Origin of the sequence: Streptomyces sp. NPDC026672 (assembly GCF_040638185.1) — a bacterium.
Taxonomy (GTDB): Bacteria; Actinomycetota; Actinomycetes; order Streptomycetales; family Streptomycetaceae; genus Streptomyces.
Map to the genome: position 1 here is coordinate 265,807 of NZ_JBEZXS010000002.1, position 23,397 is coordinate 289,203.

A 23,397-nucleotide genomic window follows, 5' to 3' on the forward strand; every position below is an offset into this window, starting at 1 on the left:
GCGACCGGAGGAGAGCGATGGCACAGCTGCGACAGGAAGTCGACCCGGAGGAGGCAGGGCTGGACGCGAAGGCGCTCGACCGCCTCGACCAGCACTTCGCCCACTACGTCGACGAGGGGCGGCTGCCCGGCTACCTGGTGTCCGTCGCCCGCGGCGGCCGGGTCGCCCACCTCACCACGCACGGCCTGCGCGACCGCGCGGCCGGGCTCCCGGTGGAGGCGGACACCCTGTGGCGGATCTACTCCATGACCAAGCCGGTCACCTCCGTCGCCGCCCTGATGCTGGTGGAGGAGGGCCGGCTGTCCCTGGACGACCCGCTGGCGCGGTACCTGCCCGAGTTCGCCGAACCCCGGGTGTACGAGGGCGGTTCGGGCGACGACGTGCGCACCCGCCCGGCCGAGGGCCCCATCCTGATCCGGCACCTGCTGACCCACACCTCGGGGCTGACCTTCGGGTTCTACTGGTCCCACCCGGTCGACGCCCTGTACCGCGCCGCCGGCCTGGAGTCCTCGGTGCCGCCCGGCGCGGACCTCGCCGAGACGATGTCGGTGTACGCCTCGCTGCCGCTCCAGTTCGAGCCCGGCACGCAGTGGAACTACTCGGTCGCCTCGAACGTGCTGGGCCGGGTCGTCGAGGTGGTGTCGGGCCTGCCGCTGGACGCGTTCTACGCCGAGCGGATCTTCCGCCCGCTCGGCATGACCGACGCGGGCCTGCACATCGAGCCCGAACAGGCCGACCGGCTCTCGGAGTTGTACGGCGAGACCGAGGACGGCGGCATCGAGCCGGTGCCCGGCCTCCCGCTGCGCGGCCGGCCGCGCTTCCTGTCCGGCAGCGGCGGCATGGTCGCCACGGCGTACGACTACCACCGCTTCGCCGAGATGCTGCGCCGCGGCGGCGAACTGGACGGCACCCGGGTGCTCACCCGGGAGTCGGTGGCCCTGATGACCCGCAACCATCTGCCGGGCGGCGCGGACATGCGGGCCTTCGGCGCCCCCGCGCACCAGGAGCCGGGCAACGCAGGCATGGGCTTCGGCCTCGGCGTCTCGGTCGTCGTCGACCCCGCGCGGACGGCGGCCCCGGCCGGCCTCGGCACCTACGGCTGGAGCGGGGTGGCCACCACCACCTTCTGGGTGGACCCCGGCCGCGATCTGACCGTGCAGTTCATGACCCAGGTACGGCCCCGGACCCTCAAGGTGTTCCCGGAGCTGAGGCGGCTGGTCCACGAGGCCGTCGTGGAGTGAGCACCGCTCCCGCGGCCGTGTCGCGGGCGGTCCCCGGCCGAGGACGGGGACCGGCCACCCGCACGCGTCCCGTCAGGACCAGTGCGCGACCGCGTCCAGATGCGGCAGCCGGTGGTCCAGGCGCTCCCGCTTGGTGCGCAGGTACGTGATGTTGTTCTCGCACGGCGGGATCAGCAGCGGCACCTCCTCGGCGACCTGGATGCCGTGCCGCAGCAACGCCTCGCGCTTGCGCGGGTTGTTGGACATCAGCCGTACGGAGGCCACGCCCAGGTCGCGCAGGATCTCGGCGGCCACCCCGTAGTCGCGGGCGTCGACCGGCAGACCGAGCGCCAGGTTCGCCTCGACGGTGTCCAGTCCCTCCGCCTGGAGGGCCATCGCGCGCAGCTTGGCGAGCAGACCGATACCGCGGCCCTCGTGCCCCCTGAGGTAGACGACGATGCCGCTGCCCTCGGCGACGACCTGCCGCAGCGCGGACGCGAGTTGGTCCCCGCACTCGCAGTGCTGGGAGCCGAAGGCGTCGCCGGTCAGGCACTCCGAGTGCAGCCGCGTCAGCACGTTCTCGGTGCCGATCTCGCCGTACACCAGCGCCACCTGCTCGTCACCGCGGTCGTGGTCCAGGTAGCCGATCGCCTGGAATTGCCCGTACACGGTGGGCAGCGGGGCATTCACGACGCGTTCCACACCGGTGCGCCGAGCGGGCTTCTTGCCGCGTGCGTCCGTGCCGAGCACGCCAAGGTTTTCTGTCATGATCTGATTCCTAAGCAGAGACGAAAGGCCGTGGAAAGATGAATGGTTCGGGTGCGCGTGCGGCGGCACACGGTCTGGTCCCGGCGGACACCACACTGGACGTCCGGGCGCGAGGGGCGGGCGTCTCACCGCAGGTCGCCGTCCTTCCCGTCGGGAGCTACGAACAGCACGGCCCGTACCTCCCGTTGGCGACCGACACGCTCGTCGCCTGCGCCATCGCCCGGGAGATCGCCGCCGCGTTCCCGGTGCACCTCCTTCCCCCGGTGACGATCGCCTGCTCGCACGAGCACGCGGCCTGGCCCGGAACCGTCAGCATCTCCTCCGTGACCCTGCACGCCGTCGTGCAGGACATCGCCGCGTCGCTGCGCCGCTCCGGGGTGGAGGCGCTGGTCGTCGTCAACGCCCACGGCGGCAACTACGTCCTGGGCAACGTGGTCCAGGAGTCCTCCGCGCGCGGGGAGGCGATGGCGCTGTTCCCCGCCGCCGAGGACTGGGAGGCGGCGCGCACCCGGGCGGGCGTCGAGACCTCGCTCCTCACGGACATGCACGCGGGGGAAATCGAGACCTCCATTCTGCTGCACGCTCATCCCGAATTGGTCCGCCCTGGTCATGAGTCCGCCGATTTCACCGCGGACGACCGCCGTCATCTCCTCACCGTGGGAATGTCCGCCTATACGGAATCGGGTGTCATCGGCCGTCCTTCCCTGGGGTCGGCGGAAAAGGGGAAGCGCCTCCTGGCAAGCCTCACGGAATCCTTCGCAGCGTATTTCACGCTGCTGACCTCCGGGGAGGGTCCGGCGGCGAATTCCGTGAACCCGGCACCGGCGGACGGGACTTCACCGTCGTCGGAGGGCTGACCGCTCGTCGGGTGCGCCGGTGCCGTCCGGGCGCGCAGGGCGCCGTACCAGCGCACCAGCAGGACCGCCGCGCCGGGCAGGCTCGCCGCGAGGCACAGGACGCCGTAGACCACGGCGACGGCGAGTCCGCTGCTCGCGCCGAGACCCGCCGCCGCGAACGCCCAGGCGGTGACGCCCTCGCGGGGCCCGAAGCCGCCGACGTTGAGCGGCACGCCCATGGCGACCAGGGCGAGGACCGCGATGGGCAGCAGCGCCGTGACGGGGGCGCTGCTGCCGGTGACCCGGGCCGCCAGCACGAACGTCGCGAGGTGCCCGGCCAGGATGACGGCCGAGGACAGGGCGACTCCGGGCCAGTTCCGCCGGGACAGCAGGCCCTGCCGGGCCTCGGCGAGGGTCCGGCCCAGGGCGCCGGTACGGCGGGCGGGCCCGCGGCTGAGGCGGAGGGCGAGGACGACGGCGACCGCGCCGGCGGCGGCGAGCAGCACCAGGGGCGCGAAGTCCCGGACGTCGTCGCGGACCGGGGACGGCAGCACGAACAGCACGCCCGCGCCGACCACCGCCAACGCGACCTGCCCGGCGACCCGTTCGAGGACGACCGCGCGCACGCCCCGGCCGAGGTCGCCCGCGCTCTGCCCGTGCCGGACCGCGCGGTGCACGTCGCCGAGGACACCGCCGGGCAGGGCCGCGTTGAGGAACAGTGCGCGGTAGTAGTCGGCCACGGCCGGCCCGAGCGGCAGCGTCAGACGCAGCCCGCGCGCCACCAACTGCCAGCGCCAGGCGCTGAAGACGGTGGTGACGACGCCGATGCCGACGGCGAGGGCCAGCGACGGCAGGTCGATGCGGCGCAGCCCGTCCAGGAAGACCCCGGTGCCGAGGCGCCACAGGAGCACGGCCAGGATGACCGTTCCTGCTGCGGTCCCGGCGTGCCGGCGCAGCGCCGGGCCGACGGGGTGCCGCCGGGGGGCGGTGGCGTCCGTCCTCGGGGTCGCCGGGCCGGCGGCCGGCTCGATCTCGACCGCGGGGGCGCTCATGAGGCACCTCCCACGGGCCGCGGCAGGGCGAGCAGATCGCTGTGGTGGACGGTCACGCGCAGCTCGCCCGCGGCGCACTCGGCCAGCCGCTCCCGGAGGTAGTCGTCGGCCCGCTCGCGCAGTTCGGGGCGCTGCTCGACGGCCGCGCCGACCCAGCCGCGCAGCCACTGGGCGGTCAGTTCGGCCTCGTCGGGGCCGAGCCGCCAGGCGCTGGGGTGGACCTTGACGGTGGCCCCGCGGTCGGCGAACGCCTCGCAGGTGACGGTAATCGCGTCGGGGCCGAGCATCCCGGTGCGCCGCTGGTGGGCGTTGAACGCCTCCGCGATCTCGGCGTCCAGCGGGCGGGCCGGGGTGAGTTCGACGCGTCCGGCGACCGACAGGGTCAGCAGGGCCGGGCAGCCGGCGCCCGCGCAGGCGGTGGCCAGCGTCTCGACCTCCTCGCGGGTGAGGACGTCGAGCAGCGCGGACGCGGTGACCAGCGAGGCGCCGGCCAGCGCGTCCGGGGTGAGCCGGGCGACGTCGCCGCGCCGGGTCTCGACGGTGACGCGGCTGCCGTCGGCGGCGGCGCGCGGGGAGGCGACGGCGGCGAAGTGCAGCAGATAGGGGTCGCGGTCGTGCAGCACCCAGTGCTGGGCGCCGTCGAGCCGGGGCGCGAGCCAGCGGCCCATCGAGCCGGTGCCGCAGCCCAGGTCGTGCACGACGGCGCCGCCGGTGCGGCCCGGGAGGTTGGCGAGCCGGATGCGCAGCGGGTCGAGCAGGTCGAGGGAGCGCGCGGCGGCGTCGGCGCTCTCGCGCAGCTCCAGCCACTCGGGCGCGTACCGGGGCGGCTCGTCCTCGCCGGTGTCCCGCAGCCGTACGGTGGGCCGCTCGCCCGGCCGCGGCGCGGGTCCGGCGCCGGGGATGACGTCGGAGGGGTGGTCCGCTCCGCCGTGCGTCGTCGGTGTCACGTCCTTCACCTCCGGCTGGGCGGGGACCTTCCCCGCCGTGCTCGTCGTGGGCCCGGCGCTCATGCCGCCCTCCGGGGTTCGCCGGGCAGTCGCTGGAGGACCCCGGCCAGGCTGCGGGCCGTGGTGGCCCAGCCGTCGAGCGCGGCGCGGCGGCCGCGGGCGGCGGCCTTGAGGCGGCGGCGCACGTCGGCCTCGCCGAACCAGCCGCGCAGTTCGACGGCGAGCGCGGCCGGGTCCTCCGGCGGGACGAGGATGCCGGGCACCCCGCCGTCGGGGGCGCGGCCGACCGCCTCCGGGAGCCCGCCGACGTCGGTGGCGAGCACCGGGATGCCGCGGGCCAGCGCCTCGGTCACCGCCATGCCGTACGTCTCGGCGTACGAGGTGAGGACCATGAGGTCGGCGCCTGCGTAGCTCGCGTCGAGGTCGGCGCCGGAGCGCGGTCCCACGAGGTGCAGCCGGTCGGTGAGGCCGTGCCGCGCGATCAGGCCGCGCAGATGGGCGACGTACTCGGGGTCCTGGGTGAGCCCGCCGACGCAGACGCAGCTCCAGGGCAGGTCCCGTACCGCGGCCAGGGCCTCCACCAGGCGGTGCTGGCCCTTGCGGGGAGTGACGGCGGCCACGCACAGCAGGTGCGAGACACCGTCGCCGCCGGCGGCGAGGGGCGCGATGTCGGCGCCGGGCGCGGCGACGTGGACGCGTTCGGGCGCCAGGCCGTGGTGGGAGACGAGCCGCCGTACGGCCCAGTCGCTGGTGGCGACGACCGCGGGCACCGCCCGCAGCACCGCACGCTCCCGGGCGTCGAGGTCGGCGGCGACGGAGGGCTCGAGTCCGGTCTCGTCGCCGAGCGGGAGGTGGACGAGGACGGCGAGGCGCAGCCGTTCGGCCTCGGGGACGACGACCTCGGGCACCCCGCAGGCGACGAGCCCGTCGAGCAGGACGACGGCGCCGTCCGGCAGTTCCCGCAGGGTGCGCGCGAGCGCGTCGCGGTCGGCGCCCTCGGGCCGGGGCCAGGCACCGGGGACCGCGTGCCGGGTGACCTGCCAGCCGAAGCCGGGCAGGTCGAGGCAGACACGGCGGTCGTAGGCGTTGCCGCCGCTGGGCGCGGCCGGGTCGTCGACACCGCCGGGCAAAACGAAGTGCAGGGTGCGCAGGGACATGGGGATGATCCCGACGTGGTCGAGGCCCGCGCGCTGGACGGGCACGAAGGTCAGCGAGTCCGGGGGTGAGGTCCGGTCGACGGTCGTGTCGGTCACAGGGCACGCTCGTAACTCGCCCAGGCGACGTGCGACTCGTGCAGGGTGACCGCGAGGCCCGCGATGCCCTTGGCGCCCTCGCCCAGGGCGCCCTTGTGGATGCGCTCGGCGATCCGGTCGGCGATGACCTTGGCCAGGAACTCCGTCGAGGTGTTGACGCCGGCGAAGTCGGGCTCGTTGTCGAGGTTGCGGTAGTTCAGCTCGCTGACGACCGCGCCCAGTTCCTGGGTGGCCAGTCCGATGTCGACGACGATGTTGTCGTCGTCCAGCTGCTCGCGGCGGAACGTGGCGTCCACGAGGAACGTGGCGCCGTGCAGGCGCTGAGCGGGCCCGAACACCTCGCCGTGGAAGCTGTGGGCGATCATGATGTGATCACGGACGGTGATGCTGAACAACGGACGACCCTCCAGGTGCGGCGCGTCTGGTCCCCCACCGGCGCCTGCCGGGGGATGTCTGGTAGTACGGCCCTTCGCCGTCGGGCGTTCACCGGAGCCGCACTCTTTTCTCAGGTCAGGCCCTCTGTCGTACCGAATTGAACGGTTCCGTCAGCCGTTCTCGGTGTACCGGACCCGGTGACAGAGGGCGGGGATCTCGCCCGACGCGAGCCGTGGCATGACCTCCGGCAACTCCTCGAAAGCGCATTCCCCGGTGACGAGTGCGTCCAGCGCCGGATCGGCGAGGAGATCGAGGGCGAGGGCCAGGCGGTCGCCGTAGCCGCGGCGCGCGCTGCGGGCCGGGGAGACGGTGCCGACCTGGCTGCTGCGGACGGTGAGGCGGCGGGAGTGGAACGCCTCGCCGAGCGGCAGGGACACCCGGCGGTCGCCGTACCAGCTGAGTTCGACGACGGTGCCCTCGGGGGCGAGCAGTTCGAGGGAGCGGGCGAGGCCCTGTTCGGTGGCGCTGGCGTGGACGACCAGGTCGCAGTCGCCGAGGGCGTCGGCCGGCGCGGCGAAGTCGACGCCGAGGGCGGCGGCGGTGGCGGCGCGGGCCGGGTCGGCGTCCACGAGCTGGAGCCGTACGCCGGGGAAGCGGGCGAGGAGGGCGGCCACCGAGCAGCCGACCATGCCGCCGCCGACCACGGCGATGCGGTCGCCGACGAGGGGGGCGGCGTCCCACAGGGCGTTCACGGCGGTCTCCACGGTGCCGGCGAGCACGGCCCGCGCGGCGGGCACGCCGTCGGGGACGACGGTGACGGCGTTCACCGGAACGACGTAACGGCTCTGGTGCGGATACAGGCAGAAGACCGTGCGTCCGGTCAGGTGCCCTGGACCCTCCTCGACGACACCGACGCCGAGGTAGCCGTACTTGACCGGGCCGGGGAAGTCCCCCTCCTGGAACGGCGCTCGCATGGCCGCGTATTGGCTGGTCGGGACACCACCGCGGAAGACGAGGGTCTCGGTGCCGCGGCTGACCCCGGAGTACAGCGCGCGCACCACCACCTCGTCCTCGGCGGGGTCCGCGAGGGTGACGTCACGCAGCTCGCCGTGGCCCGGTGAGCGCAGCCAGAACGCACGCGCCGAGCGGTTCATCGGCATCCTCCTGAACGATCGGGAAGTTGTTCACGTACCGAGATGTGCACAGGCCGCGCACAGTACGCGGCGTTGATCGACTCTGTCACTCGGCCGGAGGAATGTGCGGTGGCCCTGAACAACACGTACGAGGCAAGGCTGGTCCAGCAGGAGACGGCCGTGGGAGCGGGCGTCCAGATCCTGCTGCTGGTGTTGCTGGGCACCGCGATCGGCCTGGGGCCGGCCGGTTGGCTGACGGGGCTGGCGTTCGCGTTCGCCACCTGGGCGGTGCTGTCCTGGGCGCTGCACCGCGCCCGGCCGCGCTCCTTCGGCCCGGCCAACCGGGTGACCCTCGGCCGGGCGACGCTGGTCGGCGGGGTGACGGCGCTGGTCGCGGACTCCTTCGAGAGCGCGCCGCCGGTGACGGTGCTCGTCGCGCTTACCGCGGTGGCGCTGGTGCTGGACGGCGTCGACGGCAAGGTCGCGCGGCGCACGGGCACGTCGACGGCGCTGGGCGCCCGCTTCGACATGGAGGTCGACGCGTTCCTGATCCTGGTCCTGAGCGTGTACGTGTCGATGCAGCTCGGTGTGTGGGTGCTGCTGATCGGCCTGATGCGCTACGCGTTCGTGGCGGCGGCCCGCGTCGCCCCATGGCTGAACGCCCCGCTGCCCCCGTCGTTCGCCCGCAAGACGGTCGCGGCCGTCCAGGGCATCTGCCTCCTCCTGGCCGCGTCGGAACTCCTCCCGCCCCTCGCGAACCTCGCCGTGGTGCTCCTGTCCCTGACGTCCCTGGTGTGGTCCTTCGGCCGCGACGTCATCTGGCTGTACCGGACGTCGCGGGTGACGGTGCCGGACACGATGGAGGAGTGCCCGGTGGGAATTCCGACGGAGGTCCGGGAACTGGCGGTCCGCTGACCACCCCCTCCCAACCGACAAGGGCCCGGATCACAGACGATCCGGGTCCTTTCGGCATGCCGGTCACATACACAAAAATCCATCACGCGGGATGGACAGTGCGCTGTCGTTCCGTCACGATCGGTCAGATGTACCGCATGTGACGCACCGGCTTGCACATGGCATGCCCCGGGGGTGGGAACGGCTGGGGCATTTCTCGGTTCGGGGGGACCATGCCTGAGGACGAGTACGGCTGGTTACGCGCCGCCGTGTCGGAGTTCGGCCGCCAGTGCCACCGCAAGCTGTCCGCTGCGGGTGGGCCGGAGTCGTCGATCCGCGCTCCGCTCGAAACGCTGCTCAGGACAGTGGGCGAGCGGCACCAGCACCACGAGGTGGCCTGGCACGACGAGTACCGGATTCCGGACCTGGGCGTACGCCCCGACTACGCGGTGAGCGAGAACGGCACGATCACCGGATACATCGAGCTGAAGAAGCCGGGGTTGCCGGTGGACCCGGCGACATTCTCCAAGGCCAATCGCGAGCAATGGGACAAACTCCGCGATCTCCCCAACCTGCTGTATTCGAACGGCACCGAGTGGCGGCTCTTCCGCCATGGCGAGCAGATCGGGGAGCCGGTCCACTTCACGGGCACGCTCAAAACCGCCGGCGACAAGCTCACCATCGGCGACCCCGCCTCGTTCGACGCCCTGTTGAAGCAGTTCCTGCGCTGGGCACCACCGAAGATCACCCAGGTCGCCCGGCTGGTCCAGCACATCGCGCCGCTGTGCCGACTACTCCGCTCCACGGTTCTGGAACAACTCGCCTTCGAGGCACGATCGTCCGCGCCGGACGACGACCTGCGCGCACGGCCGTTCACCGGCCTGAAGAACGACTGGCGGCGGCTGCTCTTCCCCTCCGCCGACAACTTCACCTTCGCGGACGGCTACGCCCAGACAATCACCTTCGCCCTCCTGCTGGCCCGGACCGAGGGCATCCCCCTCGCGCCGAACTCGTTCCATGAGATCGGCCGACGCCTGGACGCGGACCACGCCCTCATGGGCAAGGCGCTCCAGTTGCTCACCGACAACGTCAACGAGCGCTTCACCGTCACCCTCGACCTGCTCACCCGTACGGTCGAACGGGTCGAATGGCCCGTGATCCGGATGGGCAACCGGGACGCCTATCTCCATCTCTACGAGCACTTCCTCACCGTCTACGACCCGGAACTGCGTCAGCAGAGCGGCTCGTACTACACGCCGCGCGAGGTGGTCGAGGAAATGGTCCGGCTCACCGAGGACGTCGTCCGGACACGACTCGACCACCAAGAAGGGTTCGGCGCGGACGAGGTCAGGATCATCGACCCGTCCATGGGTACGGGGACTTTCCTGCACACGGTCATCGAGCGGGTGGCCGAGCAGGCCGTCGAGCGTCATGGGCCCGCCATGGCCCGCGACGCGATCTCCCGCCTCGCCTCACGGCTGTACGGCTTCGAGTTGCAGATGGGCCCCTTCGCAGTGGCCGAACTGCGCGCGTCCGACCTCCTCAAACGGTACGAGGCCCAGCTTCCACGGGACGGGCTGAGCTTCTTCGTCACGGACACCCTGGACAACCCGTTCGTCGAGGAGGAGTACCTGGCCTCCACCTATGGCGCGCTTTCCGACTCCCGCAAGCGCGCCAACCGCATCAAGGCGCGGACGCCGGTCACCGCGGTGATCGCGAACCCGCCGTACGACGACAAGGCGGAGGGCCGGGGTGGCTGGGTGGAGAAGAAGCCCTCCGGCAAGGAGCCACCGCTGCTCGACGCGTTCCGCCATCCCGACAACGGACGTTACGAGCACGTGCTGAAGAACATGTATGTCTACTTCTGGCGTTGGGCGACCTGGAAGGTCTTCGACGCCCATCCCGGTGACCGGCACGGAGTCGTGTGTCTCATCACCCCGTCGGGTTGGGCGACGGGACCCGGCGGCAGGGGCATGCGGGAGTACCTCCGGCGGACGTGCGACGAGGGTTGGATCATCAACCTCTCGCCCGAGGGCCAGCGTTCACCCGTCCCACAACGAGTCTTTCCCGGTGTCGCCCAGCCGCTGGCGATCCACATCTTCGTGCGCAGAGCGGACACAGCACGCGGCCCAGGTCACCGCGCCCGCGTCCACTACCGGGCGGTCACCGGGCGACGTTCGGAAAAGTTCTGCCAGCTCAGGGCCATGCAACTCGACGACGACGGTTGGCGTGAGACACATGACGAGGGCCCGCGCCCCTTCACCCCGGCCACCCAGTCGGGGTGGGACGAGTTTCCGGAGCTCATCGATCTGTTCCCCTGGGGCAGTCCGGGTTCCAAGGCGAACCGTTCTTGGGTCAGCTCTCCCTCTGCTGAAGTACTCCGACGCCGTTGGGCCCGCATGATCCGCGAAATCGACCCCGCTGAAAAGGCGGAACTCTTCAAGGAAACGGACGACCGAACACTCAAGGGCCGGAGAGAACCACTGCCGGGACACATAGGGTCCAATCTGCCCCTCGGACAAGAGACGCTCACCACCCCACAACTCACACGTGTCGCCCTTCGCAGCTTCGATCGCCAACACCTCGTGTCCGACAACCGGGTTCTGGACCGTCCCCGTCCCGACCTGTGGGCTTCTCTCCAGCCCGGTCAGCTCTTCCTCAACCAGCAGTCGTCGCACCCCATCAGCTCGGGTCCCGCCGTCGTCGCGACGTGTCTACTCCCGGACACTGACCACTTCAACGGCCGCGGCGGACGGGTACAGCCGGTCCTCCACCCGGACGGCTCCGCCAACGTCCCGCACGGACTCCTGGCCCATCTGGCCCGGGTGCTCGGCCTCGGCCGTGTGACCGTCCACGATCTGGCGGCCTACACAGTTGCCGTCACGGGGCACGCGGCGTTCACCGAGCGATTCACCGAGGAACTCCTCACCCCTGGTGTACGCCTCCCCCTCACAGCTGATCGAGACTTGTGGGAGAAGGCCGTCTCGCTGGGCCAAGAGGTCCTGTGGGCCTCGACGTACGGCGAGCGGTACGCGGACCCGGATTCGGGACGCACCCAAGGCGACGTCCTCTTCGTCAACGGCGATGAACGACAGGTCAAGTACCAGAAGCACATCGGGAACGACATGCCCGACAGCCTCGGATACGACGCGTCGTCGGAGATCCTCTACCTGGGCAAGGGCGCCTTCGGCCCCGTTCCCGAGGCCGTCCGACAGTACGACGTCGGCGGTATGAACGTGCTCAACAAGTGGTTCGGCTATCGCAAGGCTTCTCCGACCAGCAAGCGCACCAGTCCGCTGGACGACCTGCACGTCGAGACCTGGCCGCATGAGTGGACGACCGAACTGCTGGAGCTCCTCTCCGTCCTGCGCCGACTCGTCACACTCGCCCCTGCCCAGAGCGGTCTTCTCACAGAGATCCTCGCCGCTCCGATGATCACGGCCGCCGATCTGGTCGCGGCGAGGGTCCTGCCCGTCACGGCCGGCGCCCGAAAGGCCAGGCACCGGGAGGAGGGCACTCTCTTCGGCACGGAGACCGACAACGAGTGAGCGGTCGTGTCGACTCAGTCCACGCGCGCCGCCTCGGCAAGCGCCTCCTCGTAGGAGCACGCACCCCGGGCGAGCCGGGACACCGCCACCGGGAGTCGCGGATGCCTCACACGCGTCACCCTGTCGACGAGGCGGATCACCGAGGCCAACCGCTCCTCCGCGGCCTCGCTGGCTGCCCGGTAGTGGACCGCCGCACCCAGACCCGTCAGTGACAGGGCACGGTCCGTTCTCATGAGCAGGCCGAGGAACACGAGTTCCGACACCTCAGAGGCATGCTCCTCCGGGTCCAACCCTCGGGCGAACCATTCCCGGAGTGCGTCCTCGCCCGAGTCCGGATCAGGAAGCTCCCGGATCAACGCCTCGGAAAGAAGCCCGTACTGGGAACTACTGAGCTCGAAGTGCGGCAGCGGCATGGCCTCATGCCTAGCACACACGGCATGCGAGCCCCGTCAGGCCCGCGTCCGTCGGAGAGAGGGGCACAGTCACCTGTCTGCCCGAGCCGAATACGCTCGAACACATTTCCCTCATCCTTTGGTGCAACTCCTCCCATATGCGGGGTGTCCGGTTCTACGTGCAGGCACGACGCTGTCGGTGGATCCGAGCCGGTGGGGTTTCCTCGCCTGTGCGTCCCGTACCGGAGGAACCACGCCGTATGAACAATCCGTACGCCGCGCCGCCGACCGTGCCGTGGTGGAGGACCACTCGGGCCGCGCTCGCTCTGCTGGCCCTGGTCGCCGTGCTCGGCGCCCTCAGTTTCCCGCTCGGCCTCGTCGTGATGCTCGCCGTCATGGTCGCGGTCTGGGTGCTGCCCCCATGGCGCTGGTTCGCCAGACTCGGGGCGACGTTCGGGGCCTTCATGCTGCTGGCCGTCGGCGCCGGCATCGGCGGGCAGCTCGACGACGGCACGGCGGACCGGGCGGACACCAAGGGGCATCAGGACGGTGTGAGCGCCGAGGTCACGCCGTCGCCCTCGGCATCGGTGAAAGCCGCCGACCACACGGGCGAGCGGCTGGACGAGGCGGAGAAGCGGGCGCGGGCCGCCGGGTTCACCACCCGTCACCACGACGCGGCCCGGGACAGTCGGACGATCGTTCTGCTGTCCGGGTGGACGGTGTGCTTCCAGGAGGCGGACACGGACGCGAGGACCATCGACCTCGCGGCGGTCAGGACCGACGAGCCCTGCCCCGAGGAGGACGGCGCACCGCTCCCCTGGCCGACGATGCCCGACGTCGTCGGCGCGAGCTACGCCTCGGCGGTCGGCGCTCTGACCCGGGCCGGTGTTGATCCCGAGCGCGTCACGCTCGACGACGTCTACCTCGACGTGGACGCCCCCACCGCGGAGCAGGCCGCCGAGGACGGCGAGGAGTGGCACGTGTGCTTCCAGTCCCCCGACGAGGGGACCGACGTGACCTCCGCGACCGCGGTCCGGCTCGACCTGGGCCGATGGTCCGACGCCGACCCCGTCCGGCACTGCCCGGCGGCGAAGGACACGACGAACCGCGTCCCGGCCCACGACCCCGACCGTCACGACCACAACGACGGGACCGGATCCGGAAGTTCGGCGCGCGGCGGCTCCTCCTCACACTCCTCCGACGAGGGCTCCCGCAGCGGAAGCTCGGGCGGCGGAGGTTCGAGCGGCGGGGGCGGTGTCGGCGTCGTGCACCCCGGATCGTTCTGCTCCCCTCCCGGCGCGCACGGCGTCACGAGTGCCGGTACGCCCATGGTCTGCGGCCCGGGCTCCGACGGCCGCGACCGCTGGCACTCCTGACCCCGAACTCCCTCGGCCCGAACTTCCTCGGCCCCGGACTCCTTCGGCGGACCACCGTCCGCGCACGGCACCGTGCGTGCCCGGGCCGGGCAGACACCTTGTGTCTGCCCGGGCCGGCCGCCGCGGCGATCGTCAGCGCTTCTGTTCCACCCTCACCCAGTCCACCTCCGCCTGGACGCCGCCCGCGGCGATGCGGTCGACGCTCGATTGGGGCAGGCCCCAGTAGGGGGTGGTGACCTTGTTCCAGCCCGCGGGGTAGGCGCCGCCGAGGGCGAGGTTGAGGATGACGTACTGGTTGTGGTTGTAGACCCACTGGCCGCGCGTGGACTCCAGGACGTTGCGGGTCGTCTCCTGGACCAGGCGGTCGTCGACGTAGAAGCGCATGCCCGTCGGCGTCCACTCCACCGCGTAGGTGTGCCACTGGTCGGCCCGGCCGCCGTTCGGGTAGGTCTGGCGGGCGCCGATGTTGCCGTCCGCCGAGTAGCCCGGGCCGTGCAGGGCGGTGCTGGTCCAGTCGCCGTAGCCGATGTTCTCCATGATGTCGGTCTCGCCGGACGCCGGCCAGGAGACCGACGGGTCGTCGACGTTGCTGCCCAGGAGCCAGAACGCGGGCCAGAAGCCGTCGCCGACCGGGAGCTTCATACGGGCGCTCACGCGGCCGTAGGTGAAGTCGAACTTGGTGTTGGTGTCGATGCGGCCCGACGTGAAGTCGTAGGTGCCGCCGCCGGCCTGGGTGCAGCCCCGGCAGTACTTCGCCCGGAGGATCAACTCCCCGTTCTCGGTACGGATGTTGTCGGGCGAGTCGACGTACGCCTGGGACTCGCCGTTGACCGAGTTCATCTCGGTTCCGGTCCTCACCACACGCCATTTGGAACGGTCGAGCCCCGCGCCGGTGAAGTCGTCGAAGAACGTCGTCTGGTACGCGCCCGACTGCTCGCCCGGCAGCGCCGGGTACGCCGCCGACGCGCTGCCGCCCGTCCCCCACACCTGGAACTCGTAGAGGGAGTAGCCGAACTGGGCGGTGGCGGGCGCCGGGTTGTAGAAGGAGCGGCGCTCCTTGCCGAGCATGCGGACGTAGCGGCCCGTCGCCGGGCTGGGCAGGTTGACCGTGTCGTGCAGGCCCGCCGCCTCGCCCGGTGCCTTGACGTTGGCGCGGCGCGCGGCGACCTCGGAGGCCGACGGCTGGTAGACCGTGCGCCAGGTGCGGTTGTCGTCGGAGACCTGGAGCTGGTAGTCGACCGCGAACGCCGACTCCCAGTACAGGTCCACGGAGTTGATGGTCGACGTGGCACCGAGGTCGACCGAGACCCAGCGGTCCGCGTTCCAGTCGCTCGACCAGCGGGTGGAGTCGCCCCTGAGGTCGGCGGGCCAGCCGCCGTCGGTGACGAACGCCGGTGAATTGCCCGCGTGCTGGTAGAAGTTGGAGTACGCCGGGTGGTTCAGGGCGAGGTTGGTGCGGGTCGTGGACGCGGGGGCCGGTTCGCCGCCGTAGACCTTGAAGGAGAAGAGGGAGTAGCCCCAGGCGGTGGCGCGCTCCAGGCCGCGCAGTCTGACGTAGCGGCCGGTCACCTCCTGCGGATAGGTGGACGCGGTGACCGAGCCGCCGGTGCCCGCCGTCTCGGTGTAGAAGGGCGTCCAGTCGGTGCCGTTCTTGGACACTTCCAGGACGTAGCGCTTGCCGTACGCCGCCTCCCAGTCGAGGACGACGCGGTCGACGCGGATGGTGGTGCCGAGGTCGACGCGGATCCACGCGTCGTCGGCGAAGTTGCTCGACCAGCGGGTGCCGGCGTTGTTGTCGAAGGCGAGGCCGGGGCCGGCGCCGGCGTTCTCGCTGCCGGAGGCGGTGACGGCGGCCGGGTTGGCGGCGTAGGCGGAGGCGGCGCGGTCGCTGTCCCAGGCGGCGGCAGCGGCGGCGGCCCGCTGGGAGCCGTCGGGCTGCGGGTCGGGGGCGGCGAAGGCCTGGCCGGCCGACAGCATGGCCAGGGCGGCGAGGGCGGTCAGCAGGGTGCGGGGGGTGCGGGATGGCATGCGGCTCTCCTTGGGGAGGTGGGGGTGAATTTTGGCGCGTTCATGTCATCTCGAATGTGGTTGTGCGCCCGGTGCGGTGGGTACGGGCTCCCGCGCCCGCACCCACCGCCCGGAGGATCAGGCGGCCTTGCGCACCGCCTCCCGGTGCGCCCGGACGATGTCCGCGTAGCGGTGTCCGGTGCCCTTGACGGTGCGGACCTGGGTCTCGTAGTCCACGTGGACCAGGCCGAAGCGCTTGGCGTAGCCGTAGGCCCACTCGAAGTTGTCCAGCAGCGACCAGGCGAAGTACCCGGCGACCGGGGCGCCCTTGCGCGCGGCGGAGGCCACCGCGGCCAGGTGCTCGATCAGGTACTCCTGGCGCTCGGGGTCGTCGACCGTGCCGTCGGGGCGCACGACGTCCGGGAAGGCGGAGCCGTTCTCGGTGACGTACAGCGTGCGCGCGCCGTACTCCTCGGTCAGGCGCAGCAGCAGCGTCTCGATGCCGCTCGCGTCGATCTCCCAGTCCATGCCGGTGCGCGGCACGTCGGGGCGGCGGACCGAACGGGCGTAGGGGGCCGGGCCCTCGGGGTCGCTCGTGACGTACGCCGGGAAGTAGTAGTTCAGGCCCAGCCAGTCCAGCGGCGCGGCGATGGTCTCCAGGTCGCCCGGCTTCTCGGGGAGTTCGACGCCGTAGACCTCGCGCATGTCGGCCGGGAAGCCGCGGCCGTGGATCGGGTCGAGCCACCAGCGGTTGACGTGTCCGTCCTGGCGGCGCACGGCCTCCAGGTCCTCGGGCCGGTCGGTGGCGGGGAACACCGTGGAGAGGTTGTTGACGATGCCGACGCGGGCGTCGGGCGAGGCGGCGCGGATCGCCTGGGTGGCGAGGCCGTGGCCGAGCAGCAGGTGGTAGGAGGCACGCACCGCGGCGGTCAGGTCCTTGAACCCGGGAGCCATGTTGCCGTCGAGGTGGCCGATCCAGGCCGAGCAGAGGGGCTCGTTGAGCGTGGCCCAGTTCTTCACGCGGTCGCCGAGGCGCTCGGCGACGACGGAGGCGTACGAGGCGAAGTGCTCGGCGGTCTCCCGCTCGGGCCAGCCGCCGCGGTCCTGGAGGGCCTGGGGCAGGTCCCAGTGGTAGAGGGTGACGAAGGGGGTGATGCCCGCCTCCAGCAGCCCGTCGATCAACTCGTCGTAGAAGGCGAGGCCCTTGGGGTTGACCGGGCCGTCGCCGCCCGGCACGATCCGGGGCCAGGCGAGGGACAGCCGGTAGCCGTCGGTGCCGAGCCCGCGCATCAGACCGATGTCCTCGCGCCAGCGGTGGTAGTGGTCGCAGGCGACGTCACCGGTGTCGCCGTTGTCGATCTTCCCGGGGGTGTGCGAGAAGGTGTCCCAGATCGACGGGGCACGGCCGTCCTCCGCGACGGCTCCCTCGATCTGGTACGCCGCTGTGGCCGTACCCCACAGGAAGTCGTGCGGGAGTGCGGCGAGGTCGATGCGGTCGGACACGGGAGTCCCTTCGGGATGGGGGGAGGTGCGGGCCGGGACGGAGGTCACTTGACCGCTCCGGCGGTGAGCCCGGCGACGAGATAACGCTGCAACAGGAGGAAGCCGGCCACCACGGGCACGCTGACGACCAGCGAGGCGGCCATGATCTGGTTCCAGTACACGTCGTTGAGCGTGGAGTAGCCCTGGAGGCCCACGGCGAGCGTGCGGGTGGTGTCGTTCGTCATCACGGACGCGAAGAGGACTTCTCCCCAGGCGGTCATGAAGGCGTAGACGGCGACCGCGACGATGCCGGGGATGGCGGCCGGCACGACGACCCGGAACAGCGCGCCGAGCGGCCCGCAGCCGTCCACCAGCGCCGCCTCGTCCAGGTCGCGCGGCACCGAGTCGAAGTACCCGATGAGCATCCAGATCGAGAACGGCAGCGAGAACGTCAGGTACGTCAGGATCAGCCCGCCGCGCGAGCCGAACAGGGCGATGCCGGTGGCGTTGCCGATGTTGACGTAGATGAGGAACAGGGGCAGCAGGAAGAGGATGCCCGGGAACATCTGCGTCGACAGGACGGTGACCGTGAACACGCGCTTGCCGCGGAAGTTGTAGCGGCTGACGGCGTAGGCGGCGAACACCGCGATCACCACCGAGCAGATGGTCGCCGCGCCCGACACGATCAGCGAGTTCATGAAGTACTTCGCCAGCGGCACGGTCGACCAGATGTCGATGTACGGCCGGATCGTCACCTCGCTGGGCAGCCAGCGGAACTTGCCCGTGACGTCCGCGAGCGGCTTCAGCGAGCTGGAGATCATGACGTACACGGGCACCACGACGAAGCCCGTGAGCAGGGTGAGGAAGATCCGCCGGGACCACAGGAAGGAGCGCGGCGGCGCCATGGGGGAGGCCGGGGCACTAGGCATCGGCGGACTTCCTTCCGCGCGAGGTGAGCAGGAGGTACACGCCCGTCACGACGAGCAGGAAGAGCAGCAGCAGGACGGACATCGCCGAGCCGGTGCCGAAGTTCCAGGTGACGAAGGACGCCTGGTAGATGTGGACCGAGATGAGGTCCGCCGCCTCCGGGGCCGACTTGCCGAACAGGACGTACGGGGTGTTGAAGTCGTTGAACGTCCACAGGAACAGCACCAGGATCAGTACCTGGTTGACCGGGCGCAGCGACGGCAGGGTGATGCGGCGGATCTGCTGGAGCATGCCGGCGCCGTCGAGCGAGGCGGCCTCGTACAGCTCCTTGGGGATGTTCTGGAGGCCGGCCATCACGATGAGGAAGGCGAACGGCCAGCCCTTCCACACCGACACCACGAGCAGCGCGACGAAGCTGTTGTCGCCGATGAGCCAGAAGGACGGCTTGTCGGTGAGGTGCAGCTGGTCGTGCAGGACGTGGTTCACCAGGCCGTTGTCGTGCTGGAACATGAACACCCAGGTGATGACGGCCGCGTAGACGGGCAGCGCGTACGGCACCAGGAACAGGGCGCGCAGGAAGCCGCGGCCCCGGAAGGTGTCCTGCATGTAGATGGCGGCGGCGGTGCCGATGAACCAGCACAGGCCGACCGACAGCAGGGTGAAGCCGACGGTGACGAAGAAGGAGTGCAGCAGGGCTTCGCCGACGGGGGCGTCGAAGTCCACCGACACCTTGTAGTTGTCGAAGCCGGACCAGGGAGCGGCGCCCCAGTCGCGGATGTAGAACTGGGTGAGCTCCTTGAAGCTCATGACGATGCCGATGACCATCGGCACCAGGTGGACCAGGAGTTCGAGCAGCAGGGCGGGCAGCAGGAGCAGGTAGGGCAGTCCGATACGGCGGATCCGCCCGGGGCGGCGCGGTCCACGCGCCGCCCCGGGGGAGCTCTTCCGCTCGGTCCGTCCGCCTGTCTCGGTCGGGACGGTGGCGGTCATGGTGCTCAGGCCGCCGGCATCTGCTGCTGGGCCTTTTCGAGCTTGGCCTTCACCGAGTCGGTGGTGACGGCGCGCCCGGCGGCCACGTCGGCGAACAGGTCCTTGACGGCGGTGCCGACCGTGGTCTCGAACTGGGACTCGGCGGCGACCTGCGGCAGGGCCGCGGCGCTGGTGGCGAGGGTGTTCTTCAGGACCGAGGTGGCCGGGGTGCTGAAGGCGGGGTCGTCCTGCGCGGCCTTGACCGGCGGGATGGAGGTGTACGCCTTGTTGAGGATCTTCTGCTCTTCGTCGCTCGTCATGAACTTCACGAACTTCGTGGCACCGTCGACGTTCTTGGTGTTCTTGAAGACCGAGATGTTGATGCCCGCGACCATGGAGTTGGTCTGGGCGCCGGTGCCGGGGGTGCCGGACTGGACCGGGACGGGCGCGATGCCGTAGCTGTCCTCGGGCATGCCCTGGGACTTCAGGTTGGCGGCGGCGGACTGCCACAGCAGGAACGCCTGCTTGCCCTTGGCGAAGTCGCTGACGGACTGGTTCTGCGCGTACTCGGCGTCACCGGTCGGGATGACCTTGTCCTTGGCCATGAGGTCGACGTACTGCTTGACCGCGGCCACGACCTTGGGGTCGGTGAAGTTCGGCTTGCCGTCGGCGGTGAAGAAGTCGGCGTCGTGCTGCTTGGCGAAGACGAAGACGTGGTGGATGTTCTCCGACAGGTTGGAGCCCTCGGCGCCCAGGACCGTCTTGCCCTTGGCCTGGATCTTCTTGCCGTCGGCGATCAGCTCGTCCCAGGTGGCCGGGGGCTGGGAGATGCCGGCGTCGGCGAGGATCTGCTTGTTGTAGTACAGCGCGTACGCCATCGAGTACAGCGGCACGGCGGCCGGGTCCTTGCCCTCGGCACCGGTGGAGCCGAGCGCGGAGTCGACGAAGCGGTCCTTGCCGCCGATCTTGTCGAAGTTCTTGGCGTCCCAGGGCAGCAGCGCGCCGGTGGCCTGGAGCGAGGCGCTCCAGGTGTTGCCGATGTTCAGGACGTCGGGGCCCTGACCGGAGGTGGTCGCCGTGAGGATCCGGTTGAGGAGGTCGGACCAGGGCACGACCTCCAGCTTCACCTTGACGCCCGTCTGCTTCTCGAACTTGTCGAGCTCGGGCTGGAGGACCTGCTTGTCCACGGCGATGCTCGCGCCCTGGTTGGAGGCCCAGTAGGTCAGCGTCTTCGGCGAGTCGTTGGACCCGCCACCGCTGGACGAACCGCCTCCGCAGGCCGTGAGGGCAAGGGCGAAAGACATCGTGACGGCGCCTACGGCCGCGGCTCGGATGCTGCGCATGGCTCCTGGTGTCCCTTTCCGGGAGTCGAGTCCCGAGGGCGGGTTCCGGTCGGCGACACCCCGTTCGACTCCCGAAGGCCCTCATGGCTTAATTTAGGACGTGAGTTAAACCCTGAGAGAAACGCTCGTCAAGGGATCCGGCACAGGTATCTGCCGGACGGTGCCGGGACACGAGGAGGCCAGGTGGTGGTGCGGGGCGGTCGCACGGTGCGTGACCTGCGACGGGAGAGCCGGGCAGCCGTTTTGCAACGGTTGTATTTCGACGGGCCCATGAGCCGCCAGGCGCTGGGCGTGGCGACCGGACTGAGTTCGGGCTCCGTCAGCAATGTCGCGGCCCAGCTGCTCGCCGACGGGCTGCTGGAGGAGGCGGGCAGCGTGGACTCCGAGGGGGGCCGGCCGAGGACGCTGCTGCGGGTCGTGCCAGGCAGCGGGCACATGATCGGGGTCGACGTGGGCGAGACCCGGGTGCGGGTGGAGCTGTTCGATCTCACCCTCCGCGAACTCGCCCGTGCCGAGCGGCCGTTGACGCCGAACCGGTACGACGTGGACGTGGTCGTGGGCCATGTCCACGACGGTGTCGCGGAGGTGCTGCGCACGGCCGGGGTGAGCGGGGACGACCTGCTCGGCGTGGGCATCGGGGTGCCCGGGATCGTCGAACAGGACGGTGACGAGGGGGCGGTGGTGCACGGGCAGACGATCGGCTGGCCCGCGGTGCCGCTGGAGCGGCTGCTGCGGTCCACGGGTCAACTGCCGCCGCACGTGCCGTACTTCATCGACAACGGCGCCAAGACGCTGGGCCAGGCGGAGATGTGGTTCGGCGCGGGGCGCGGGGCGCGCAACGCCGTGGTGGTGCTGTTCGGTTCGGGTGTCGGCGCGTGCATCGTCACCGAGGACGTGGAGCAGGGGCGCGCGGTCGAGTGGGGGCATCTGACGGTACGGGTCAGGGGGCGCCGCTGCCGGTGCGGGGCCCTGGGGTGCCTGGAGGCGTACGCGGGGGCGGAGGCGCTGCTCGCGCGGTGGCGGGAGGCGGGCGGGACGCCGTCGGCCGGGGCGGACGAGGAGACGGCGCTGACGGAGCTGGTGGCGGCGGCGCGGCCCGGGGACGGGGGTGTGCCCGATCCGGTGGCGGCGGGGGTCCTCGCGGAGACGGCGGAGTATCTCGGGGCGGGCCTGTCCGACCTGGTCAACCTCTTCCAGCCCGAGCGGGTGCTGGTGGGTGGCTGGGCGGGGCTCCAGCTGGGGGCGGCGTTCCTGGCGGAGGTGCGGGAGCACGCGCTCGCGCACGCGCTGAGCTATCCGGCGGGGCGGGTGGGGATCGAGCTGGGGCGGCTGGGGCCGGACGCGGTGACGGTGGGCGCGGCGATCCTGCCGCTGGCGGACTTCTTCGGGCGTGGCGGGGTGCCTCCGGCGGTTCGGCGGGTGCCGTCGCCGGCTTGGCGCCGGGCCTTGGACGGACGACTGGCGTAGGGGCCGACGGCGGGGTCGCGCCGTGGGGGCGGGTGTTTCGTCGCCGGGTGAGCGTGTGGGGGGCTGGTCGCGCAGTTCCCCGCGTCCCCCTGTGGGGCGGTGGCCGGGGCCGGGGGCGCGCCGTAGGGGGGCATGTGCGTTGCCGGGTGAGCGTGTGGGGGGCTGGTCGCGCAGTTCCCCGCGTCCCCCCTGCGGGGCGGTGGCCGGGGCCGGGGGCGCGCCGTAGGGGGACTTGTGCATCGCCGGGTTGCCGTGCGTCGTGGCTGATCGCGCAGTTCCCCGCGCCCCTGTGGGGCGCTGTCCTCACCCCTTGTGAACTTGGCTAGGCCGATTCCCGGGGGATCAACGTGGGGTCGAAGAGTACTGACGTGGGGCGGGTGTGGGGGGTGCGGATGTGGGTGTCCAGGAGGCGGGCCATTTCCGCGGCCATCTCCTCCACCGGCTGGCGGACCGTGGTGAGCTGGGGGCGGCAGGTGACCGCGACGGTCGAGTCGTCGAAGCCGACCACGGCGACGTCCTCGGGGACCCGGCGGCCCCGCTCGCGCAGCACCTGGCAGGCGCCCTGCGCCATGAGGTCGTTGGCGACGAACACCCCGTCGACGTCCGGGTGTTCGTCGAGCAGCCCGGACATCGCCACGACCCCGCTGTCCAGCGTGAAGCCCCCTTCGGCGACCGGGACGTACGGATGCCCGTGGCGGGCGAGGGCGTCACGGAACCCGGCGAGCCGCTCCTGGCTGGCGGTGACCGCGAGCGGGCCGGAGACGGTGGCGAGCCGGCGGCAGCCCCGCGCGAGGAGGTGCTCCGCGGCGAGCCGGCCGCCGTCGCGGTGGGCGAGGTCGACGTAGCTGAGCGGCACCGGGCGGGCGGGGCGGGCGAACAGCACCGCGGGCAGGCCGGCCTCGGCGAGCAGCGCGGGCAGCGGATCGTCGGCGTGGGTGGAGACGACGAGCGCGCCGTCGGCCCGGCCCTGCCGCAGATACGTCAGCACCTCCCGGCGCGCCTCGTCGGACTCGGCGAACATCAGCACCGGGTGCATGGAACGCGGGCGCAGGAAGCCGACGACACCGCCGACCACCCGGCCGAAGAAGGGGTCGGCGAACACCCGGGCGGCGAAGGCGTTCTGGGTCGCGTCGGAGGCGTCGCCCGCGCCGGAGACGACCAGCGCGACGGTCTCGGCCCGCCGGGTGACGAGCGCGCGGGCGGCCCGGTTGGGGGCGTACCCGGTGCGTTCGATGGCCCGGCGGACGGTCTCCTGGATCGCCGGGTCCACGTTGCGCACGCCGTTGACGACGCGCGACACGGTGGCCCGGGACACCCCGGCCTCCCGCGCGACGTCCTCCAGCGTCGGTGCCTCTCTGCTCATGACGGCACCCTAACGGCACCGCCGGGCAAGGGCATAGAGCGCTCT

At 71.4% G+C, this 23,397-nt stretch carries 18 protein-coding genes and 1 pseudogene; 6 read left to right on the forward strand and 13 right to left on the reverse strand.

What is annotated here, in order from left to right:
* Positions 1–17 precede the first annotated feature (17 nt).
* On the forward strand, positions 18–1,241 hold the full coding sequence (locus tag AB0F77_RS02855; RefSeq protein ID WP_361940291.1) for a serine hydrolase domain-containing protein: 1,224 nt from the start codon (positions 18–20) through the stop codon (positions 1,239–1,241).
* A gap of 72 nt (positions 1,242–1,313) precedes the next feature.
* On the opposite strand, the gene ribA is transcribed toward AB0F77_RS02855, so the two are convergent.
* Positions 1,314–1,988: a GTP cyclohydrolase II gene (ribA, locus tag AB0F77_RS02860; RefSeq protein ID WP_361940294.1), complete on the reverse strand. Its 675-nt coding sequence runs from the start codon at positions 1,986–1,988 to the stop codon at positions 1,314–1,316.
* Between the two features lie 38 nt (positions 1,989–2,026).
* Between ribA and AB0F77_RS02865 the strand changes: the two genes are divergently transcribed.
* Positions 2,027–2,845, forward strand: a complete 819-nt coding sequence (locus tag AB0F77_RS02865) for a creatininase family protein (RefSeq protein WP_361940296.1) — start codon at positions 2,027–2,029, stop codon at positions 2,843–2,845.
* Between the two features lie 107 nt (positions 2,846–2,952).
* Here AB0F77_RS02865 and AB0F77_RS02870 read toward each other — a convergent pair.
* From AB0F77_RS02870 to AB0F77_RS02890, 5 genes and pseudogenes are all read right to left on the reverse strand, one after another.
* Positions 2,953–3,876 (reverse strand): annotated as a pseudogene (locus AB0F77_RS02870) (lysylphosphatidylglycerol synthase transmembrane domain-containing protein); the annotation flags it as partial.
* Complete coding sequence (locus AB0F77_RS02875) at positions 3,873–4,886, reverse strand: class I SAM-dependent methyltransferase (RefSeq protein WP_361940299.1); 1,014 nt, start codon at positions 4,884–4,886, stop codon at positions 3,873–3,875. The gene AB0F77_RS02875 and the pseudogene AB0F77_RS02870, both read right to left, overlap by 4 nt.
* On the reverse strand, positions 4,883–6,076 hold the full coding sequence (locus tag AB0F77_RS02880; protein ID WP_361940302.1) for a glycosyltransferase family 4 protein: 1,194 nt from the start codon (positions 6,074–6,076) through the stop codon (positions 4,883–4,885). The genes AB0F77_RS02875 and AB0F77_RS02880 overlap by 4 nt, the downstream gene beginning before the upstream one ends.
* Positions 6,073–6,471 (reverse strand): 6-carboxytetrahydropterin synthase, encoded by a 399-nt coding sequence (locus AB0F77_RS02885; protein ID WP_361940305.1) that lies wholly within the window; start codon positions 6,469–6,471, stop codon positions 6,073–6,075. The genes AB0F77_RS02880 and AB0F77_RS02885 overlap by 4 nt, the downstream gene beginning before the upstream one ends.
* Positions 6,472–6,621: 150 nt before the next feature.
* Positions 6,622–7,605, reverse strand: coding sequence for a zinc-binding alcohol dehydrogenase (locus AB0F77_RS02890; protein ID WP_361940308.1), 984 nt, complete (start codon positions 7,603–7,605; stop codon positions 6,622–6,624).
* A 108-nt stretch (positions 7,606–7,713) separates the two neighbouring features.
* On the opposite strand from AB0F77_RS02890, the gene AB0F77_RS02895 reads away from it, so the two are divergent.
* On the forward strand, positions 7,714–8,499 hold the full coding sequence (locus tag AB0F77_RS02895; protein ID WP_361940311.1) for a CDP-alcohol phosphatidyltransferase family protein: 786 nt from the start codon (positions 7,714–7,716) through the stop codon (positions 8,497–8,499).
* A 212-nt stretch (positions 8,500–8,711) separates the two neighbouring features.
* Positions 8,712–12,026, forward strand: coding sequence for a type ISP restriction/modification enzyme (locus tag AB0F77_RS02900; protein WP_361940314.1), 3,315 nt, complete (start codon positions 8,712–8,714; stop codon positions 12,024–12,026).
* 14 nt (positions 12,027–12,040) lie between these two features.
* Here AB0F77_RS02900 and AB0F77_RS02905 read toward each other — a convergent pair whose 3' ends face one another.
* Complete coding sequence (locus AB0F77_RS02905) at positions 12,041–12,439, reverse strand: hypothetical protein (RefSeq protein ID WP_361940317.1); 399 nt, start codon at positions 12,437–12,439, stop codon at positions 12,041–12,043.
* Positions 12,440–12,678: 239 nt separating this feature from the next.
* Between AB0F77_RS02905 and AB0F77_RS02910 the strand changes: the two genes are divergently transcribed.
* The gene (locus tag AB0F77_RS02910) at positions 12,679–13,794 is read left to right on the forward strand and encodes a PASTA domain-containing protein (RefSeq protein ID WP_361940320.1); all 1,116 of its coding nucleotides are present in this window, start codon (positions 12,679–12,681) and stop codon (positions 13,792–13,794) included.
* A 132-nt stretch (positions 13,795–13,926) separates the two neighbouring features.
* Here AB0F77_RS02910 and AB0F77_RS02915 read toward each other — a convergent pair whose 3' ends face one another.
* From AB0F77_RS02915 to AB0F77_RS02935, 5 genes are all read right to left on the reverse strand, one after another.
* Positions 13,927–15,822 carry a discoidin domain-containing protein gene (locus tag AB0F77_RS02915; protein WP_361940323.1) on the reverse strand — a complete coding sequence of 632 codons (1,896 nt, stop codon included), beginning with the start codon at positions 15,820–15,822 and terminating at the stop codon, positions 13,927–13,929.
* Positions 15,823–15,939: 117 nt separating this feature from the next.
* Positions 15,940–17,304 (reverse strand): GH1 family beta-glucosidase, encoded by a 1,365-nt coding sequence (locus AB0F77_RS02920; protein ID WP_361940326.1) that lies wholly within the window; start codon positions 17,302–17,304, stop codon positions 15,940–15,942.
* A 44-nt stretch (positions 17,305–17,348) separates the two neighbouring features.
* A complete protein-coding gene (locus AB0F77_RS02925; RefSeq protein ID WP_361940600.1) occupies positions 17,349–18,188 on the reverse strand; it encodes a carbohydrate ABC transporter permease in 840 nt (279 codons plus the stop codon).
* Between the two features lie 16 nt (positions 18,189–18,204).
* On the reverse strand, positions 18,205–19,200 hold the full coding sequence (locus AB0F77_RS02930; RefSeq protein ID WP_361940329.1) for a sugar ABC transporter permease: 996 nt from the start codon (positions 19,198–19,200) through the stop codon (positions 18,205–18,207).
* Between the two features lie 5 nt (positions 19,201–19,205).
* Complete coding sequence (locus AB0F77_RS02935; protein ID WP_361940332.1) at positions 19,206–20,522, reverse strand: sugar ABC transporter substrate-binding protein; 1,317 nt, start codon at positions 20,520–20,522, stop codon at positions 19,206–19,208.
* 183 nt (positions 20,523–20,705) lie between these two features.
* Here AB0F77_RS02935 and AB0F77_RS02940 point away from each other — a divergent pair, with 183 nt between their 5' ends.
* Positions 20,706–21,989, forward strand: coding sequence for an ROK family transcriptional regulator (locus tag AB0F77_RS02940; protein WP_361940335.1), 1,284 nt, complete (start codon positions 20,706–20,708; stop codon positions 21,987–21,989).
* 322 nt (positions 21,990–22,311) lie between these two features.
* Here AB0F77_RS02940 and AB0F77_RS02945 read toward each other — a convergent pair whose 3' ends face one another.
* Complete coding sequence (locus AB0F77_RS02945; RefSeq protein ID WP_361940337.1) at positions 22,312–23,352, reverse strand: LacI family DNA-binding transcriptional regulator; 1,041 nt, start codon at positions 23,350–23,352, stop codon at positions 22,312–22,314.
* Positions 23,353–23,397: the final 45 nt, after the last annotated feature.

What these genes read in the sequence shown, in the direction of transcription:
- AB0F77_RS02855 (WP_361940291.1), top strand. Translation starts at nt 18, where the DNA reads ATGGCACAGCTGCGACAGGAAGTCGACCCGGAGGAGGCAGGGCTGGAC.
- AB0F77_RS02875 (WP_361940299.1), bottom strand. Translation starts at nt 4,886, where the DNA reads ATGAGCGCCGGGCCCACGACGAGCACGGCGGGGAAGGTCCCCGCCCAG.
- AB0F77_RS02925 (WP_361940600.1), bottom strand. Translation starts at nt 18,188, where the DNA reads ATGGCGCCGCCGCGCTCCTTCCTGTGGTCCCGGCGGATCTTCCTCACC.
- AB0F77_RS02900 (WP_361940314.1), top strand. Translation starts at nt 8,712, where the DNA reads ATGCCTGAGGACGAGTACGGCTGGTTACGCGCCGCCGTGTCGGAGTTC.
- ribA (WP_361940294.1), bottom strand. Translation starts at nt 1,988, where the DNA reads ATGACAGAAAACCTTGGCGTGCTCGGCACGGACGCACGCGGCAAGAAG.
- AB0F77_RS02890 (WP_361940308.1), bottom strand. Translation starts at nt 7,605, where the DNA reads ATGAACCGCTCGGCGCGTGCGTTCTGGCTGCGCTCACCGGGCCACGGC.
- AB0F77_RS02930 (WP_361940329.1), bottom strand. Translation starts at nt 19,200, where the DNA reads ATGACCGCCACCGTCCCGACCGAGACAGGCGGACGGACCGAGCGGAAG.
- AB0F77_RS02905 (WP_361940317.1), bottom strand. Translation starts at nt 12,439, where the DNA reads ATGCCGCTGCCGCACTTCGAGCTCAGTAGTTCCCAGTACGGGCTTCTT.
- AB0F77_RS02945 (WP_361940337.1), bottom strand. Translation starts at nt 23,352, where the DNA reads ATGAGCAGAGAGGCACCGACGCTGGAGGACGTCGCGCGGGAGGCCGGG.
- AB0F77_RS02915 (WP_361940323.1), bottom strand. Translation starts at nt 15,822, where the DNA reads ATGCCATCCCGCACCCCCCGCACCCTGCTGACCGCCCTCGCCGCCCTG.
- AB0F77_RS02865 (WP_361940296.1), top strand. Translation starts at nt 2,027, where the DNA reads ATGAATGGTTCGGGTGCGCGTGCGGCGGCACACGGTCTGGTCCCGGCG.
- AB0F77_RS02935 (WP_361940332.1), bottom strand. Translation starts at nt 20,522, where the DNA reads ATGCGCAGCATCCGAGCCGCGGCCGTAGGCGCCGTCACGATGTCTTTC.
- AB0F77_RS02910 (WP_361940320.1), top strand. Translation starts at nt 12,679, where the DNA reads ATGAACAATCCGTACGCCGCGCCGCCGACCGTGCCGTGGTGGAGGACC.